Genomic DNA, 17,915 nt, shown 5'->3' with positions numbered 1-17,915 from the left:
GTCTGGAATCGGACATCGTAACGGCGCCCTCAAGACCTCGCGAAATTAGCCGTTATTACAGCGGTTGGGGCTCATGTCCCCGTTTGGCCTTCGGGCACGCCTTATTGTTAACGTGACGAATCCCCCTCAAACGCCGCTCTCGGACCGTCTTCGCCAGCTCGTCGATACGGTTCAGCACAACGAGCGCACGCTGCGCCGTTTCCAGAATGTCGAATTGCGTTTGATCGGCGCGCAGGATTTCGCGTCCTTTCTCGATACCTTGTTCAGCGATCTGCCGCGAGAGTTTTCGCTGGCGAGCGTGACGCTATGGCTGGACGACCGCGCGCCGATGCTGCTCGAATTGCTCGATCCGGCCGCTCTGCGCGCACTCGATCTGTTCGGATTGAAGACCGCACGTGAAAGCGGTCTCGCCGCGCAAGGGTTGTGCGAGGCGGGCCGGCCCTGGTTGGGTCAACCGGCAGGACTGGATGACGCCGTGCGACGCGCGTTCTTTGGCGCCGCGCACGCGCCGGCCAGCGCGATTGTGTTGCCGCTGGCCGCGGGCGACACCGTCAGCGGTTATCTGTGTCTCGGTAGCGACGATGCGGGCCGGTTCGCCGAGAACATGGCGACGGATATTCTCGAACGCTTCGCGAGCATCGTGACCGCGAGTCTCGACAACGTCGCGCATCGAGAGCGACTGAAGCAGCTCGGCATGACCGATTCGCTGACCGGTCTCGCGAATCGCCGCTATTTCGACGAGCGGATGCGCGAGGAAATCATGCGCGCGGCACGTTACGGCGTGCCGGTGGCGTGTCTGTTCATCGACATCGACAGTTTCAAGCGGATCAACGATACGTATGGTCACCAGACCGGCGACCGTGCTCTGGCCGCCGTGGCCGCATGCGTTCGTCAGCAGGTGCGGCTGGGCGATACCGTCGCGCGTTATGGCGGCGAGGAATTCGCGGCGCTGCTGCAGGGCGACCGGGCCGACGCGCTGACCGTCGCCGAGCGCGTGCGGCTCGCGGTGGAGCGGCTGGACCTGCAGGACGATCACGGCGTGCGCATCGCCTTGACTGTCTCGATCGGCGTGGCGGCGCGCACGATCGGCGGCGCGCCGGCCGAAGCGGCCGCGTCGGGCCGCGCGATGATGGAAGAAGCCGATCGCGCGATGTATCAGGCCAAGCGCAACGGCCGCAACCGGATCGAAGCGCTGGTGCAGGCGGATAGTTGAGCCTGCAACGAAGCTGACTCGCTCACGTGCCGGGCGCATCCGGCGGCACGCCGAGCAGTTGCAGTGCCCCGCCGGTCACGCCGCTGAATACCGGACCCGCGACCGTTCCGCCGTAAAACGCCTTGCCCGCGGGATCGTCGATCATCACGGCCACGATCAGCCGCGGGTCGCTCATCGGCGCCATGCCGACGAAGAGCGCGCGGTAGCGGTTTTTCGCGTACGTCGCGCCGATTTGCTTGCGTGCGGTACCCGTCTTGCCGCCGATCCGGTAACCCGCCACGGTCGCCGCCCGCCCCGTGCCGCCGATGCCGGTGGCCATTTCCAGCATCGAACGGATCGCGCGCGCGGTAGCGGGCGTGGTGACCGTGTGCCCCTTATCCGCCGGCGCCGCGCCGCCGTTCGATTCCGCTCCCGTGTCGTCACGCAGCAGACTCACGCGATGCATCGTGCCGTCGCCCGCATACGCCGTGTAGACCTGCGCGAGCTGCAGCAGCGAAGTAGACAGCCCGTAGCCGTACGCCATGGTGGCCTGCTCGATCGGACGCCAGCGTTTGTACGGGCGCACCTTGCCCGACGCCACGCCGGGGAAGGTGAGTTCGGGCCGCAAGCCGAGGCCGTATTCCTGATACTTGTTCCAGATCGTTTCGGCCGGCAGGTTCAGCGCGAGTTTCGCCAGCGCGATATTGCTCGACTTCTGCACGGCTTCCGCGACGGTCATCGCGCCGTGATTCGACGTGTCGTGAATCACGGCCGGGCCGATCTTGTACCAGCCCGGCGCCGTATCGATGATGCTTTGCGGCCGCACCTTGCCTTCGTCGATCGACAACGCGACGACGACCGGCTTGATCGTCGAACCCGGCTCGAACGTGTCGACTACCGCGCGATTGCGCAATTGCCGGCCGGTCAGACGCGCGCGATCGTTCGGGTCGAAGCTCGGATAGTTGGCCAGCGCGAGAATTTCGCCGTTGCGCGCATCGAGCACGACCACGCTGCCGGCTTCCGCGTGATGTCTGGCGATCGCTTCCTTCAGTTGCGCATAAGCGAGTTGCTGAATGCGCCGGTCGATCGTCAGATGGATGGTCGCGCCGTTCCGCGCGGGCACCAGCGGACGAGTTTCGGAGACGACCCGACCCAGCCGGTCGCGAATCACTTCACGCTGGCCGGGCACGCCGAGCAGTTGCTCGTTGGCGGCGAGTTCGACGCCTTCCTGGCCGTTGTCCTCGATGTCGGTGAACCCCACCACGTGCGCGGCGGATTCGCCCTCGGGGTAGAAGCGCTTCGAATCCGCGATCTGCGTGATGCCCGCGAGGCCGAGCTTGGACAGATGCGCGGCCGTATCGGCATCCACCTGGCGCTTGAGCAGCACGAAGGTCTTGTCGCCGTTCACGCGGCGGCGCAATTCGTCGAGCGGCAGATCGAGCAGCTTCGACAGCGGTGCGAGCGCGGCTTCGTCGAGCAGTTTCGGCGAGGCCCAGATCTCGTAGGTCGCGAGGCTGACGGCCAGCATCGAGCCGTTACGATCGACGATCCGGCCGCGCGTCGCGTCGAGTTCGATCGTGCGTTGATAGCGCTTCTGCCCCTGGTCGACGTAGAAGTCCTGGTTCACCACCTGAATCCAGAACGCGCGGCCGGCCAGCGACGCGAACGCGGCAAACACCAGCAGCACGATCAGTCTGGAGCGCCATGGCGGCAGGCGCGCCGCGAGCAACGGGTTCTTCGCGACGCTCGCGTAGGGATCGTGCGACTGCGATTTTTTCTTCTGGGTCATTGAGTGCGGAAAAGGTCCAGCCCGGTTAACTTGCACCGCCCGAATCGGCGGCGGCGAACACTTTCAATTGCCAGCGGAAACGCACGGCCAGCATGCGTACCGCGAATCCGGCGACGAGCACCACGACGGACGCTGGTGCCGGCTCCACGCCGCAGGTCTGCAACGCCACGTACAACGCACCGGCGCCGAGCGCGATGCTGGCGTACAACTCCTCGCGCAGGATCAGCGGCATCTGGTTGCACAGCACATCGCGCAACATGCCGCCGCAGACGCCGGTGATCGCGCCGGCCAGCACCACGATCGCGGGGCTCACGTCCATCGTCGCGGCGACGTCGCAGCCGATCACGGTGAAGGCGATCAGGCCGATGGCGTCGACGGTGACGAACAGCCACTGCAGATTGCGCAGCCATTTCGCGCAGGCCGCGGCAACCGACGCCGCCCCGATTGTAATAAGAACGTAATCTGGATGCGAGATCCATGCAAGGGGATAGTGATCGAGCAGCACGTCGCGCACGGTGCCGCCGCCCAGCGCGGTGACGGTGCCGACGAGGCACAGACCGAAGCGGTCCATGCCGCGGCGCATGCCCATCAGCGCGCCGGACATGGCTTCGGCGACGATCGCGATCAGGTAGAGGAAGTGGAGCAGCATGACGATGGGCCCGGGTAAATGCGCGTGCGAAAAGCGGCCATTATCGTAAGCGGGTCGTCAGGATGAAAACGCCTTAAGCCGGATTCGGGTAGGCCAAATTCGGCTTAAGTTGATTGCGGTTCGGCGTGGGGCAAGCGTTTGGCGTGCGGTCGCAAGGAAAAGCCGCATGGTTTTAAAAATCGACGCGCCTGCTTCGTTCGATAGAAGCGTCGAGTCCGACGCGGCGTGTTAAAGAGGCGCTCTCCGCCTGTAGAGCGCCTTCTTTTTTTGGGCGATCCGTTTTGCCCAGCTCGCGATTAATGTCACCAAATCCATCAATTAAAAATTGCATGACAAATGTCATTAAAACAATGTCATGACTGGGTGATCGGGCGGGTGTCATATTAAATTGCCTGATTCGAGGCAATAGAAATATTTTTTTCGATGCCGGAGAAAATATGGCGTTTAATGAATTCAACAAATCGATGTCTGAACCGCCGGTTCGAGCTGGACGCGTATTTGATCTGTAATCGAATTCAACGGAGTAAATCATGGCTACCACTGCAAGTCAGATTGCCTCGACCTATCCGATTCCCACTTACCGCTTTGTGGTCGCATTAGGCAGCGAACAGATGTCGTTCAACAATGTTTCCGGTCTGGACATCAAATACGACACGATCGAATACCGCGACGGCGTGGGCAACTGGTTCAAGATGCCGGGCCAGCGGCAGGCGGTGAACATCACGTTGCGCGAAGGGGTGTTTCCCGGCAAGACCGAGCTCTACGACTGGATCAATTCGATTTCGCTCAATCAGGTCGAGAAGAAAGACATCACCATCAGCCTGACCGACGATTCCGGCACCCGGCTGCTGCTCACCTGGAACGTGTCCAACGCGTTTCCGACCTCCCTGACGGCGCCTTCGCTCGATGCGACGAGCAACGAAGCCGCCGTGCAGGAAGTCACGCTGATGGCCGACCGGGTCACCGTGCAGGCGCATTGAATCGCGGGCGGCAGATTGTCGGCACGGTAATGCCGCTGGAAAGCGCGTTTCGTTTATCCCTCATTGACGGAATTGACATCATGACAGTCGTCACGAGTTACCCCGGCGTTTACGTCGAAGAAATCGCCGATGGCGCGATGCTTTCCATCAGTGCGGCTAAAACCGCGGTTCCGGTTTTTGGAGCTGAGACATGGAGTTATGGTGTGCGCCGGATCGCCTCGTTTTTCGAATATCAGACTATTCGCGGTTCGGCTTTGTCCATGGACGATGCGTTCGACGCCAGCATCAAGGCCTATTTTTCCAATGGCGGCGGCGTCGCGTATTTCATGAGCGTCGAGGATCTCGCCGCTGAAGTGCCCAAATACGACGACATTACGCTGGTGGTTGCATGCGGGAACTACTCGACCGCGCGAGCGGCTATCGACGGGTTATGTCAGGCGGGCGCGAATCTGTTTGGAATTGTCGACGGCCCGGCCGCGGAGATCGTCAGCACGTTCGATCCGGCCCAAAGTTATTCCAGTAATCCGCATATGGCGGTGTATTACCCGTATCTGTCGGCCGACTGGACTTCCAGAGATATCTTTCCCAGCGTGGTGGTGGCGGCGATTTACTGCCAGAACGATCGCACGCGGGGCGTATGGAGCGCGCCGGCGAACCTGACGTTGCAGGGCGGTTTGCGGCCGAAATTCAAAATCACCGACGACCTGCAAGGCCAGTTCAATCAGGGACTGGCAATCAACATGATCCGCGACTTCGGCGCCGGCCCGACGGTGTGGGGCGCGCACGCTGGAAGACAGCGACAACTGGCGTTATGTGCCGGTGCGCCGTTTGTTCGACTCGACGGAGCGCGATATCGGCAACGCGATGCAATCGATGGTGTTCGAGCCGAACAGCCAGCCCACCTGGGAGCGCGTGCGCTCGGCGATCGATAACTATCTGTTCAGCCTCTGGCAACAAGGCGCGTTGATGGGCACCCGTGCGAAGGACGCGTACTTCGTGCAGATCGGCGAAGGCACCACGATGACCGCGGACGATATCGCGCAAGGGAAGATGATTGCGTCGGTCGGCATGGCGGCCGCGAGGCCGGCGGAATTCATCGTGTTGCAGTTCACGCAGAACATGGCGTCGAGCTAGCGAGCGCGCGCGCGTTCCAGTCTTATGTGCCGATCAGGACAACCGTACCAGCCGCAATTCGAGGAGAAGGTCATGAGCGTCGCCGTCAGTTATCCAGGCGTCTATGTGGAAGAAGATGCGAGCGTGGCATTGTCGATCGCACAGAGCGCCACCGCTGTGCCGGTATTCGTCGGGCAGTTCACTGCTGCTGATGGATCGGCCTTTCCCGCGAGTACATGCATTCGTATCAATAGCTGGCTCGACTTCAGCACGCGGTTTTCGTTTGCGTATTCTGTCGTGGCGGCTATTACGTCGGCGTTAGATGACAACACGCCCCCTGAGTGGAAGTACACCGATCCAGTCGTGTCGTACACCTACAACCCTGCTTGGGGCCTACGTCACTATTTCGAAAACGGCGGTGGAAGCTGTTATGTGTTGCCGCTCGTCAATCCGGCCGATACGGCGGAGCTGGCGGCGTTACCGGATGCGATCGAGAAAGAAGGTGTGATCACGCTGCTGGTCTGCCTGAGTGACGACGATACACAGAGGAAGAGCGTCTATAACGCGCTCAATACCTTGTTGCAGAACAAAGTGGATTACTTCTTGATCGCGGATAGCAAGGACGGCTCCACCGCGAGCAATCCTTCGACACTGGCGGAACAGACAGCCGTTTATTACCCCAGCCTGAAAACCGCTTATTCAGTCGCGCGCCCCGACGACTCTGCAATTGTCGTCAAAGGCTACGAGGACGACGAGAATCAGGGCAAGGATCTCAGCCTAAGCGATCTGAAGACCGCCAGTCAGGCCGAGTACCAGGCAGTGAGCGATGCGATCGACGCCTACATCGCCTCGAACCCGACTTTGACGCTACCGTCCAGCGGAACGATGGCGGCGGTCTATTGCCAGAACGACGCCAGACGTGGCGTTTGGAAGGCGCCGGCCAATGAAGCGATCTCCGGCGTAACCGGGTTGACCGCGCTGGTCACCGACAGTCAGCAAGGTCCGCTGAACGACGCCGGCGTGAATGTGATTCGTAGCTTCTCCGAGCGCGGTATCGTGGTTTGGGGCGCACGCACGCTGGCGGGAACCGCCGCGAACAGCGATATGTCGTGGCGCTACGTGTCGGTGCGCCGGCTGTTCAATAGCGCCGAGCGTGATATCCGCAATGCGATGAACACGATGGTTTTCCAACCCAATAATCAGCCGACCTGGGAGCGCGTGCGCGGCGCGATCAACAACTATCTCTGGCAGTTGTGGCGCGATGGCGCGCTGAAGGGCACGACCGAAAAAGAAGCGTACTTCGTGCAGATTGGAGAAAACATCACCATGACCGCCGACGACATCGCGCAGGGCAAGATGATCGCCAAGGTCGGCATGGCGGCGGTACGGCCCGCGGAATACATCATTCTGGAATTCACGCAGAACATGGCGTAACCGGCGGCTAGACGAACTTCAGGGGGACGTGATGCAACCCGGCCAACCCGACGTGACCTACACCGAAGGCGCAGTGGCGAACCGGTTTTCTCCGGTGGCCAGCGCGGTGCCGGTGTTTATCGGCTACGTCGAGTCGGGCGATGCTTACGCACTCTATCCGGTCGGCAGTATGGCGGAATACGAACAGAAGCTGGGTGGCGCGCCTGCTTCGAAAGGATTGCTTTACTACGCGTTGCAGCATCACTTCGATAACGGCGGGAAAGGTGGTTGGGTCATTCCCGTCGGCTCATACGCGGATCTGGCCAATGCCAGCGGCGCGCAAATGGCCGCCGCTTTCGGCGATCCCCGTATCGGTCAATTGATTGCCGCTGAATTGAGCATTACGCTCGCGGCCATTCCCGACATGGGACTACTGGATGACAAAGACACGGCCAATTGGCCGAAATCGTGGCTGGCGCTGCTATCCCTTTGCGGAGTGCGAACCGGTGTGTTCGGCGTACTCGATGCGCCCGACGACGTGAACTATGCGTCCGCTTGCGCCACGAGTTTTCTGCAGAATGATCCGGCCAATCCGGAATGGTCGGCCGCCTACTGGCCTCGCCTCGTCACCGATTACAACTGGCCTGACGACAGCGCCGTGGTTCTGCCGGCGTCAGGCGCGGTCATCGCCGCGATGCAGCTTACCGACGAAGAGCAGGGGACGTGGACCGCGCCCGCGAATATCGCGCTCGCACGTGTCGTGAAGCCGACGCAGAGCTGGATTCAGTCCGAACCGCTATTCGATGCGAACGGCGTGTCCATCAATCTGATCCGCAGCTTTGCCGGGCGCGGCACACGCATCTGGGGCTGCCGCACCTTGACGCCGGACGCAGAATCGCCGTGGCGGTACGTGCAGGTTCGCCGCTTCGTCGCCTACGTCGAGGCGCAACTTTCGCAACTCGGCCGGCGCTATGTATTCGAGCAGAACAATGCGCTGACCTGGGCGAGATTGAAGGGGCAGTCGTACGCGTGGTTGAGGCAGCTGTGGATGAGCGGCAGCCTCGCGGGAGAGACCGAGGAAGACGCATTTCAGGTGGAGATAGGCGTCGGCGAAACGATGACGGACGACGACGTGCAGGCCGGCAAGATGATCATGAACGTTGGTCTTGCGGTTTTGTACCCCGCGGAATTCATCGACATCAGCGTTCAATTCGACACCAGCATGAAGTCGTCTGGACAATCGATACCCGAGTAGACAGAACATGAACGCGATCGATCTGCTGGCCCCGTCCGTTTCGCACCGTTTTCTGGTGACATTCATGATCAACGGTATTCCCGATCCGCTGGATATCGGTTTTCAGCGGGTGTCCGGATTGAGCAGGGAGTTGACGGTGACGCCTCACCGGCAAGGCGGCGATAACGCCCGCAATCTGTATCTGGCCGACCGGATTCAGCATGGCACGTTGAGTCTGGAACGCGGAGTCATGCCGGTCAGTCCGCTGACGTGGACCTTCAATCGGGTCATGAGCGGCGCGAAGGTTCGCTACATGGACGTCATCATCGTCGTATTCGACGAGTTCTTCGTGCCCGCATGTAATTGGGTGATCAGCAATGCGTTGCCGGTGCAGTGGCGAGTGGGCGATCTGGACGCCAACAGCAATAGCGTTCTCATCAATCACCTCGAACTGCGTTATCAGGATCTGTGCTGGCTGGGGATCAGAGCATGACTGTCGAAATCAAGGAACTGGTGATTCAGGCGCGCATTGTCGACGACGACAGTGCGACCAAGGATGCGTCCCGCACCACGGTGGCCGATAGAATGCAGGAGGCCCGTCTCGTCGAGCTGGTGACCAAGCGCGTATTGGAACGTCTGCGCGATCAAGGCTGGGGAGAGAGGTGAGCATGTTGACGCGTTCGCTATCCAGGCTGACGATCAGCGCCTATGTCGATCGGGAAATGACGCAACTGGTGGGGTCGATCGTCGCGATGTACAACCCGGAATCGCTGTCGATGAATTACCAGACCGACTACACACCGGACGAGTTCATCAATACGACGCTGCAAAGCAACCGGTACTACCAGACGCGCCCCACCGGCTTGTCGATCGACCTGTTGTTCGATGCCGAAATGCCCGGCAATCGCAAGCCCGTCGAAATGCAGCTCACGCAATTGCGCTCGCTATGCTATGCGGTGGATGCCGCACGTAGCGAACCGCATTTTCTGCGCGTGAAGTGGGGGCGCATGCGCTGGAGCAGCAGGGGTTATTTTTCGGGGCGGATGAACTCGCTGTCGGTACGTTACACGCAGTTCGATCGTGACGCGACGCCGACGAGAGCGACAGCCAGCATCAGTCTGACCGCGGACGAAAGTCTGCTACTGCAGGCGGCCGAGCAGCAACTCAAGGCACCGGCGGAGGCGGCGATCCGGGCTGCCGACCTGACGCCGCTGCCGCAGATTGCCGCTAAGGCAGGCGCGAGCATCGAAGGTGGGCTGGACTATCTGACACTCGCTTCAACCAATGATCTGAATAGTCTGGACGCGATCGAGCCGGGTCAGTTGCTGCGCGTTGTACGGCGCGATGGGGCGGCATGATGCAACCCGCTCCGAAAACCGCGGTGAATGTCGATGGATTGCCTTTGCTATTGCTGTCGCCGATCTGGGTGGAAACCGAGCATCAGGTCAATCGTATTCCGTCGGCGAGAGTCGTGCTTTCCGTGCCGGGTAATCCCACGCAGACGTTGACTGAGCGCGACACGGAGATGGCGCGCTGCGAGCCCGGCGCGAGCGCCACGTTGACGGTGGATGTCGATGGACACGACGTGCGGATTTTCACGGGCGTGGTGATGCGCCAGGAGCTCAAGGTGCGGCGTGGCCAGGCCGAGTTGACGCTCGTGTTGCGCCACGGATTGCAGAGTCTCGCGGCAACCCATGGCTCGCGAGTATTCGCGCAGATGACCGACGAGGCGATCGTCAGGCAATTGTTGCGACCCCTGGATGTCGCATTGACGAAGTGCACCGGGCTCACGACCACGCATGAACAACTGGTGCAATTCAGGTGTTCCGACTGGCACTTCCTGCGCAGTCGCCTCAACGTGAATGGCGTCTGGTTGATGCCGTCGCCGGAAGGGGCGGAGATCTCGCAGCCGTTTCTGTCGCCAGCCGCCGCGCACAAGCTCTATCAGAGTCTGCACGACGTCGATGAGGATTCGCCGGTGGATGAAGGCGAGTGGCATTTCAGCGATCAGAGTCAGGCGGATGCGCTGTCCGTGTCGACCTGGGATGTCGACCGGCAAGTATGTACGTCGGCGAAAGCACGATCGGTTGCGTTGGGCAGCGATGCGTTGAACCCTGCGGCGATTCGCGCTTTAAATCCGGCGACCTGGCTTTTCGGATACAGCGCACCGTTGAGCGTCCAGGAATCGGAAAACCTCGCCAACGCGCTGCTGATGAATCTGCAGGCAGCCGCGGTTCAAGGCGATTTCGTGGTCACGGGTTCCGTCGATTACGAATTGGGGCAGACCGTGCAGACCAGCGGATACGGTTCTCGTTTCGACGGCAAAGGCATTGTTACGTGCGTTCGGCACCGCATCGGCAAGGAGAGCGGATGGAGGACGCAATTGCGTCTGGGGCTGGATGAAATCGTTCAGGACGCTTCGCTGGTGCCGAGGGCGAACGGACCGCATGTCGGTGTGATTGCACCGTTCGAGATGGACTCGACGGCACAAGGCAGGATCAGGATCAAGCTCGCCGCGCTTGGCGCCGGCGCGCCCGTGCTGTGGGCTAGGTTTGCGAGCCCCTATGCGACCAACGCAGCGGGGTTCTGCTTTTATCCCGAAGTGGGCGATGAAGTTGTCGTGGCGTTCTTTGACGACAATCCGAGTTATCCGGTGATCGTGGGCGCGATGTTCAATCCGGTCAATAAGGCACCGTTTCAGCCGGATAAGGAGAGCTTGAATAAGGTGCTGGTGGTGAAGGGGACATCCGGTAATTTGATGCTGTCGTTCGACAAGAAAGAGGAATCGCTGGTTGCCAGCGTGGATGGCAGTTCATTCGCATTGAAGCAGGGCGTGACGATGACCACTAGCGAGCCGATGTCCATCAGCGCGCGCGGCGTGAGTCTTGCCGCGCAGGAAAGCCTGGAGATGTCGGGAGATGCGGACGTGAAGATCAAAGGTCCGAGGATCGACCTGACGAATGGGTAAATGAATGCGTTGAAGCAGGAAAAGAACGTGTCGAGGAGGCCATATGGATCAGTCCATTCTGGCAAGGATTTACGGACGTGGTTGGGCGTTTCCACCCGCCTTCTCGGTGGAGGATGGCGTCGAGATGGTGGACAGCGCGATCGATGTGGGTCAGAGCCTGAGGATTCTGTTCTGCACCGAGCCGGGCGAGCGCATCATGCGCGAGAACTATGGCTGTGCGCTGTATGACGTGATGTTCGCGAATATCGATAGCGAACTGCTGTCCGACATCGAAACGCGCATTCTCGACAGCGTGCTGCGATACGAACCTCGGGCGGACGTCACGGGTATCGATGTCGAACAATCGGCGCAGAGCCCCTATTCGCTGGAAGTTCAGGTTCGCTACACATTGCGCGGCAGCCAGATAGCGGAAAAGTTAGCGGGAATCTTTCCGATCGACGATGCACAGGGGGGCCGGATTTCATGGGTGCTTTAGTCGTGGTGGACGGCGATCTGCTGAACTTTCTTCCGGCGTTCGGCCAGCGCCAGGTCACGGTAACGGGCCCGGCGGTAATCCGGGCGAGCGGCCACGCGCTGATCGGCGGAAAGCGGGTTTGCGTATTCGGCGACGAACGGCGCGTGCGGGTTCGGGCCGACTACATGATGCCCGGATATGGCATGGGGTCGGGCGTGATCACGATCGTCAGCCTCAATGTGAATCAGAAAACGCCGCGTATCAGTGACGGCATGCCGTTGATCGTCGAAGGCACGGAGTTCATCGCGCGATTCAGTCCGACTGTGCCCGCCGTCATGTCCGGTGCGCCGTTTTCGCCGGATAGTACGCCGCCCAGTATGGGCAAGGGGACGTTTCAATTGCAGCAGCAGTTCGTGACGGCGGGTTGATTGTGAATTGTTCATTTAGCCGGGCGCGCCAATGCGATGGTTGGCGGTCGCGCCGAATGACGAAACAGGAAACGCCAAACGCAGGATTGTGAGAATCGACCATGAACGACCTCTCGTCTTTACAGGACGCACTATCCGGATGGGTGACGGCGGCTTCGCGATTCGTGCTGGACAATCGCTCGACCGGGCAGTTGTTGCAATCGTTTCACGACTATGCCGCGCTGATTCCTTTCGACGATCAACACTCGTGGGCCGACGTGTATTTCAATGGCGGGGCCACGCCGGCAAGTCTGGCGGCGTTGTTTGACGATCCTTCTGTTGCCGATGGAGAGCTGCCGCCTCATCAAGCGTTCATGCTCGGGTTTCTCGATCTTTTGCGGACGCCTCGGGCGATATTGAATTACTTTCCGGCCGCGCATCGGGAGCTTTATTACCGCGGTTTGCTCGGCGTGTCGGAGAAGCCTGCCGAACCCGACAGCGTCGTGCTGGGTTTTACGCTGAAGGATGGTGTCGCCGAACAGATGGTTTCGCGCGGTACTTTGTTCGACGGTGGACAGGATACGCAGGGAACGCCGATTCGGTATGCGCTCGACGATTCGCTGCTGGTCAATCGGGGGATCTGGAGTGATTTGCGGTGGTGTCAGCCGGCGGCAGCGGATGCGCCCGCCGGCACGCAAATCTCGGATGTGCTGTTCGACGCGAGCGAATCGATCGAGTGGCCGAAAAATGGCATGCATTTATTCGCGGACAGCAGACAGCCGCAAACGGTGCCGACCGGGAGAGTAGTGGGCTCGACGTTGCTGGCCATGCCGGCCGGTACGCGGACGATTTCACTGACGTTCGGTTCGGCTATTGCGGTCGGGGATCTTGCCGTGGTCCAGATCAGCGCGGGAGACCAATGGATTGCGTTGTCGGGCAGCGTACCCGACTCAGGTGATCCGTCCACGCTGGCTTTCGCCGTGCCTGCAATGGCACCGGCTATTTCACCGCCGACGGGAGAGAATAGCCCGTCGAGTTCGACACCGTTGTTGAAGCTGGGACGCTCGGACGGTCAGCCGGTTCCGGAGATCACGGCGCTAGCGGTCAGCGCGACGGGTAGCAGCGATGTGGTGTATGGCACCGATGATGGCGCTGACCGGCTGGATGGTTTGAGTTATCCATTCGGGCAAACGCCGGTAGTTGGTTCCGGATTCGATCTGATCGCGGCGCAATGGTGCGGACTCGGCGTGCCGGTGACGCTGACGTTGACTCCGCAATGGATCGATTTGCCGGACGTCAGTTTCCCGGCGTGGTACGCGAATTATCCCGGTGTACCGGCAGATAACGATAGCTTCAAGGTGCAGCCGCTATGTGTGTCGCCAACCGGTTCGATGAAGCTGGAAGGTACGACGACGACTGGCGCCCAACCGTCCGGAACGGATGCGCTGTCGCTCTTCCAAAGCGGCGCGGAGAGTGCGCCGGCAGGCAATACATTGACGATCGAGCTGCCTGCGGGTCTCGCCGGTGCCGAGCGCGATAGTCCAGATCCGAGAGATTGGCCCCAATGGATTCGACTGGAACTCTCGGGTATGGATTTTCTGCACCAGGAATACGATCAGCTCGTGGGAACGGCCGACGTCAACCCGCCCTATACGCCGCAGATCAATGGCATGACGGTCTCCTACAGCGCGACGGCGGCCGACATTACCCAATCCGTGTTGACGCCATTCGGCGTCATGCAAAACGACGACCCGGCGCAGACAAGTCCCGACAAGCTGCACCTCTATCTGGGTTTCTCGGATAACCAGCCGGAGGATACGCTTTCGTTGTATTGGCAACTGCAGAGTCCGGCTGCGCAGGTCGTCTCGTGGCAATACCTGAACGCCGGCAACCAGTGGATCGCGCTCGACGATACCCTGGTGGACAGTACGCAAGGGCTTCTAGGCAGTGGTTTGTGGACGGCGATTCTGCCGGCCGATGCATCGGCCGAGGCTGGGCAGATGCCCGCTGGCCGCTACTGGGTGCGCGGTTTGATCGAGCCGGTCGCCTCGACGGATGTGTGTTCGCCCTACGTCTATCCGACGCTCTCGGGTATCGAGACGAACAGCATGACCGCGACGCTAAGCAACGCGGAGAATCTGGATGTACAGCATTTCACGCGACCGCTGCCTGCCGGCACGATACAAAACGCCGTTACGCCGCTGACCGCAATCGAGCAGGTGAGTCAGCCGTGGCCATCGTTCGGCGGGGCACCGCCAGAATTGCCCGGTGCGTTCTTCGAAAGAATCGCGAGCAGGCTGAACCATCGGAATCGTGCGTTGACGTGGGTGGATGTACAGGCGTTGCTCAAGGAAAAATATCCATCGGTGTTTGGGATCGGTATTCCTTCCGTGGATACGACGTTCAGCTTACCTGCGCCTGTACAGCAGGTTGCCGTCGTGATTCCGGTCAGTGGCATGAAGGACAACGGCGATCCGTTGCGGCCGGCGCTGAGCGAGGTACATCTAACGGACATGGCCGACTATCTCGGTCAGTTGGCCTCACCTTGGGCCGATATCGTTCTGAGGAACCCGACGTATAGAACGGTGATGCTCGACTACGACGTGACCTACAAGACGGGCGTGAACCCCGCCTATGCGCAGCGCCAGCTCACGCAGGCTTTGGAAGCGAGGTACATGCCATGGAGTTGGGACCAGCGCGCTGGCGTGACACTCGGCAATAGCCTCGATTACTACGCGATCGTCGCGTTCATTCAGTGGCAACCGTACGTCAGGAAGGTCGACAGCCTGACATTGGACGGCGCCAGACAAAGCGTTCATGCATCGGATGGCGAAGTACTGATTCTCGGTGCAGGAGCGGGGACCTTGCTGCCGTCGACCGACCGGAGTGGAAGATCATGAAAACCATGCCGACCGGACTACTCAAGCTGATTCGAACGAATATCGAGTTCGAGAGACTGCTCAAGCGGAGTCTGGATGCGATCAAGGCTTACGCGGCGCAGACGTGGAGCGATACAGGCGAACACGATCCGGGCGTCACGCTGCTGGAAGCTTATTGTTACGGTGTCGCGGACCTATCCTATCGATCCACGTTGCCGTTGACGGATTTGTTGACACCACCGCCTGATCAGCAGCTGGCTGATGGCGGAATCTTTCCGGCTGATTTTGGCCCGGACACGGCGCTGACTTGCGGGCCGATTACCGAAGATGACTATCGTCGCGCGCTGCTGGATCTTTGCGGTGCGGATGGCAGTGATTTCTTTTTCAGGAACGTGCAACTGGTGCCGTTGCTGCCGAGCGATTACGAGTACTGGTACGACTCGGATTCGCGGACTTTTAGTTTCGTCGAGCCGAGTCCAGTTGACGGATCGGAACCGGTTCTGTTCGATCTGCGGGGCAACTATGTACTGTATCTGGAGCCGACCCGAAATACCCAGAAAGATAATGCTGAGGCCTCAAGTCGATTGTCGAGCTTTCTGACGGACAATCGGAATCTTTGTGAAGCGGTCACGCAGATCAGATGGATCCAGCCGCAAGCGCTTAACCCCGAGATCATCATTGATCTCGATGCGGACGTTCAGGATGTAGCTGCGTTGCTCGCGAGGATTTATGAGGCGGTGGAACGTTACGTGTCGCCGATGGCTGCACGCCATGCGACCGACGAGCTTGTGAAGAAAGGCTTCAGCGTGGAAGAGATCTACGATGGTCCGGATCTGTTGCATGGCTGGATGACAGCCTTGCCGGCACCCGTGGACTATTCGCGTTCCATCAGTGTCGATCTAGTTGGTCTTGCAAATGTTTTGCTTGCGATTGACGGCGTGAAAAGCATTGAATCGATCCGCACGGCCTCCGCCGACAGTTGGGTGTGGAAGGCACAAGCGCCGGGTTATTACCCTCAACTGTGGGGTAGTGATCCAATCGGAACCATGATCAGTCAGCAGTATGTACGTCTGATTTCGGCAGGTGGGGAGTATGTAACCGCTTCGCCTGAAGAGGTCGAAGCGAAGCTTTCGCGAGGAACGATTATCGTCAATGCGCCACAAGTCATGCCCTACGGCAATTGGCGTGACCCCGGACACTACTATCCGGCGTCGGACAAGATTCCACCGTGCTACGGACTGCAGCATTTGCAGCCGGATACGGCTCAGCAGAAGCTCTATCAGTTCATGTTGCCCTTTGAGCAGGGTGTCGCGAATCAATGTGCGCAACTGGCTATGTTGCCGCAATCGCTATCGTTCGTGCGTGCGGGTTCGACGGTTTGGGGCGAGCAGTGGCCCTACCAGGAAGGCAGTATCGGCGATAACGTTCATCAGGCTTATTCGCCGCAACTCATCGCGCAGATGCGTGGCAGCACGAGTGATTATCAGCAGGAGGTCTCGGTCGTCAATGATCTGCTGGGGTACTTCGGTAGTCAGTGTTCGGCACGCATGCTCGCGACTAGCGACGATGAGTTTCTCACCGTACAGCAGGACTATTTGGCGCAACACGCCGAGCTTGGCTATTCGCGCGACAACATCCGGATCGACATGGTGTCGGCTTTGCAAAAGCGTATTGCCGCGCGGTTGGGGTTGGGTGCGAATTTGTTCGATCCCGACTGCGATATGTCGGCGCTGGAGTTCTATCTGGTCGAACATCGGGTATTGCTGCCCGTTTCTCCAGATTCAAATTACGATGTTGAACTCTATCCGGACAGCGTGACGGTTGACGCAGATAACAGTCTCATATTTTCCCAGCAGAGTGTGTCCCTGGATGCATTACGCACAGGGCAACTTATTGACCTTGTCATTAAAAATCAATCCGCCGGCGGTGACTTGCGAATCCAGGCTTTGATTGTGGATTCTGTCGATACGGCAGGTAGAACATTTTCGCTGAGTTTCCAGCAAAACGCCCAGTTGTATCTTCAACTAAACATGGTTCTGGATGCACAGAGCACCGGTACGCTGTGTTGGAAAAACTGCCAGAACTGGCTACAGGATATCGATTATTCGCTGCGTTACGCGGACGATCAGAGCGGACTGGATAGCAATTCGAAGCGTTTGAGCGTTCTCTCGTCGGGGCCGTTCCCCGCTATTGTTCAAGGGAACGATAGATTGCGCATCTGCCCAATTCTGCCGGCGGGAAAACGCGCTTCGGTCGCGGACGATTCCTCGACGTTTGACGTTACCGTAACGGATATGGACCCGATCGGTTCAACGTTGACGGTGCAAAAAATTGACGGCGAAACAGGCTCCTTTCCTGCCGATGGTGATGAGACAAACTATTACTGGTACGACCTGACGTGCGTGGACCGGTTTTCCTTTGCCGTAAGTCTGATTTTCAATAAAAGTATGTTGCCGGAAAGTGGTGACGTGCACGGCACCGATGCGTGGATAAAACAGGCTGCGCAACAGGAACTTCCGGCTGATGTTTGCGCGATCATCCATTGGATGGACGACGCGACTTTCAGGAATTTCGCCGACAGTTATGGTGTTTGGCAGGATCAACGGACGGTGCAAAGTTACTCGACTTTCCAGTTGTTGTGGATGTTGTCGCTTGGACACGCTCCGCTGGCGCTGAGCGGAATCGGCTCCATGAAAATTGCCAGTGATGTTCAGCGTACGGAAGTCATTGGCGCGGACGGCACCGAATGGAATGTGGATGTCATTGTTGAAAACGGTCTTTTCTTTGTGCCGCAGTTGGTGGTGTCGTAGATGATTGGGATATGGCGACGCGCAGGC

17 protein-coding genes are annotated in these 17,915 nt (G+C 59.6%); 14 read left to right on the top strand and 3 right to left on the bottom strand.

Translation table 11 applies throughout. The annotated features are described in order from the left end of the window. Positions 1-112: 112 nt before the first annotated feature. Positions 113-1,213 carry a DUF484 family protein gene (locus tag LFL96_RS23295; protein ID WP_281003059.1) on the top strand — a complete coding sequence of 367 codons (1,101 nt, stop codon included), beginning with the start codon at positions 113-115 and terminating at the stop codon, positions 1,211-1,213. A gap of 22 nt (positions 1,214-1,235) precedes the next feature. Here the strand turns inward: LFL96_RS23295 and LFL96_RS23290 are convergent, their stop codons facing one another. The 3 genes from LFL96_RS23290 to LFL96_RS23280 form a co-directional block, all read right to left on the bottom strand. Next, on the bottom strand, positions 1,236-2,981 hold the full coding sequence (locus LFL96_RS23290; RefSeq protein WP_281003058.1) for a penicillin-binding protein 2: 1,746 nt from the start codon (positions 2,979-2,981) through the stop codon (positions 1,236-1,238). A 25-nt stretch (positions 2,982-3,006) separates the two neighbouring features. Continuing rightward, positions 3,007-3,630, bottom strand: coding sequence for a trimeric intracellular cation channel family protein (locus LFL96_RS23285; protein WP_281003057.1), 624 nt, complete (start codon positions 3,628-3,630; stop codon positions 3,007-3,009). A 172-nt stretch (positions 3,631-3,802) separates the two neighbouring features. Further along, a complete protein-coding gene (locus LFL96_RS23280; RefSeq protein ID WP_281003056.1) occupies positions 3,803-4,162 on the bottom strand; it encodes a hypothetical protein in 360 nt (119 codons plus the stop codon). On the opposite strand from LFL96_RS23280, the gene LFL96_RS23275 reads away from it, so the two are divergent. The 13 genes from LFL96_RS23275 to LFL96_RS23215 all read left to right on the top strand — a co-directional run bounded on the left by LFL96_RS23275 (position 4,161) and on the right by LFL96_RS23215 (position 17,888). After that, positions 4,161-4,610 carry a phage tail protein gene (locus tag LFL96_RS23275; protein WP_281003055.1) on the top strand — a complete coding sequence of 150 codons (450 nt, stop codon included), beginning with the start codon at positions 4,161-4,163 and terminating at the stop codon, positions 4,608-4,610. The two genes, LFL96_RS23280 and LFL96_RS23275, sit on opposite strands and share 2 nt — an antisense overlap. An 80-nt stretch (positions 4,611-4,690) precedes the next feature. Further along, positions 4,691-5,542 carry a hypothetical protein gene (locus tag LFL96_RS23270; protein ID WP_281003054.1) on the top strand — a complete coding sequence of 284 codons (852 nt, stop codon included), beginning with the start codon at positions 4,691-4,693 and terminating at the stop codon, positions 5,540-5,542. After that, positions 5,424-5,744 carry a phage tail sheath C-terminal domain-containing protein gene (locus LFL96_RS23265; protein ID WP_348638439.1) on the top strand — a complete coding sequence of 107 codons (321 nt, stop codon included), beginning with the start codon at positions 5,424-5,426 and terminating at the stop codon, positions 5,742-5,744. The genes LFL96_RS23270 and LFL96_RS23265 overlap by 119 nt, the downstream gene beginning before the upstream one ends. A gap of 72 nt (positions 5,745-5,816) precedes the next feature. Next, complete coding sequence (locus LFL96_RS23260) at positions 5,817-7,157, top strand: phage tail sheath C-terminal domain-containing protein (RefSeq protein ID WP_281003052.1); 1,341 nt, start codon at positions 5,817-5,819, stop codon at positions 7,155-7,157. Positions 7,158-7,188: 31 nt separating this feature from the next. Next, complete coding sequence (locus tag LFL96_RS23255) at positions 7,189-8,391, top strand: phage tail sheath C-terminal domain-containing protein (RefSeq protein WP_281003051.1); 1,203 nt, start codon at positions 7,189-7,191, stop codon at positions 8,389-8,391. A gap of 7 nt (positions 8,392-8,398) precedes the next feature. Further along, the gene (locus tag LFL96_RS23250; protein ID WP_281003050.1) at positions 8,399-8,863 is read left to right on the top strand and encodes a phage tail protein; all 465 of its coding nucleotides are present in this window, start codon (positions 8,399-8,401) and stop codon (positions 8,861-8,863) included. Continuing rightward, positions 8,860-9,036 carry a DUF5908 family protein gene (locus LFL96_RS23245; RefSeq protein WP_281003049.1) on the top strand — a complete coding sequence of 59 codons (177 nt, stop codon included), beginning with the start codon at positions 8,860-8,862 and terminating at the stop codon, positions 9,034-9,036. The genes LFL96_RS23250 and LFL96_RS23245 overlap by 4 nt, the downstream gene beginning before the upstream one ends. Positions 9,037-9,038: 2 nt before the next feature. Further along, positions 9,039-9,728: a hypothetical protein gene (locus LFL96_RS23240; RefSeq protein ID WP_281003048.1), complete on the top strand. Its 690-nt coding sequence runs from the start codon at positions 9,039-9,041 to the stop codon at positions 9,726-9,728. Continuing rightward, positions 9,725-11,338, top strand: coding sequence for a phage baseplate assembly protein V (locus LFL96_RS23235; protein ID WP_281003047.1), 1,614 nt, complete (start codon positions 9,725-9,727; stop codon positions 11,336-11,338). Before LFL96_RS23240 ends, LFL96_RS23235 begins: the two co-directional genes overlap by 4 nt. A gap of 43 nt (positions 11,339-11,381) precedes the next feature. After that, complete coding sequence (locus LFL96_RS23230) at positions 11,382-11,813, top strand: GPW/gp25 family protein (protein ID WP_281003046.1); 432 nt, start codon at positions 11,382-11,384, stop codon at positions 11,811-11,813. Next, complete coding sequence (locus tag LFL96_RS23225) at positions 11,801-12,220, top strand: hypothetical protein (RefSeq protein ID WP_281003045.1); 420 nt, start codon at positions 11,801-11,803, stop codon at positions 12,218-12,220. The genes LFL96_RS23230 and LFL96_RS23225 overlap by 13 nt, the downstream gene beginning before the upstream one ends. Positions 12,221-12,321: 101 nt before the next feature. Beyond that, the gene (locus tag LFL96_RS23220) at positions 12,322-15,099 is read left to right on the top strand and encodes a hypothetical protein (RefSeq protein WP_281003044.1); all 2,778 of its coding nucleotides are present in this window, start codon (positions 12,322-12,324) and stop codon (positions 15,097-15,099) included. Beyond that, the gene (locus tag LFL96_RS23215) at positions 15,096-17,888 is read left to right on the top strand and encodes a hypothetical protein (RefSeq protein WP_281003043.1); all 2,793 of its coding nucleotides are present in this window, start codon (positions 15,096-15,098) and stop codon (positions 17,886-17,888) included. The genes LFL96_RS23220 and LFL96_RS23215 overlap by 4 nt, the downstream gene beginning before the upstream one ends. Positions 17,889-17,915: the final 27 nt, after the last annotated feature.

This window comes from Paraburkholderia sp. D15, from assembly GCF_029910215.1.
GTDB lineage: Bacteria > Pseudomonadota > Gammaproteobacteria > Burkholderiales > Burkholderiaceae > Paraburkholderia.
Note: the sequence above shows the minus strand (reverse complement) of the source record. Positions and strands in the feature narration are given on the sequence as shown.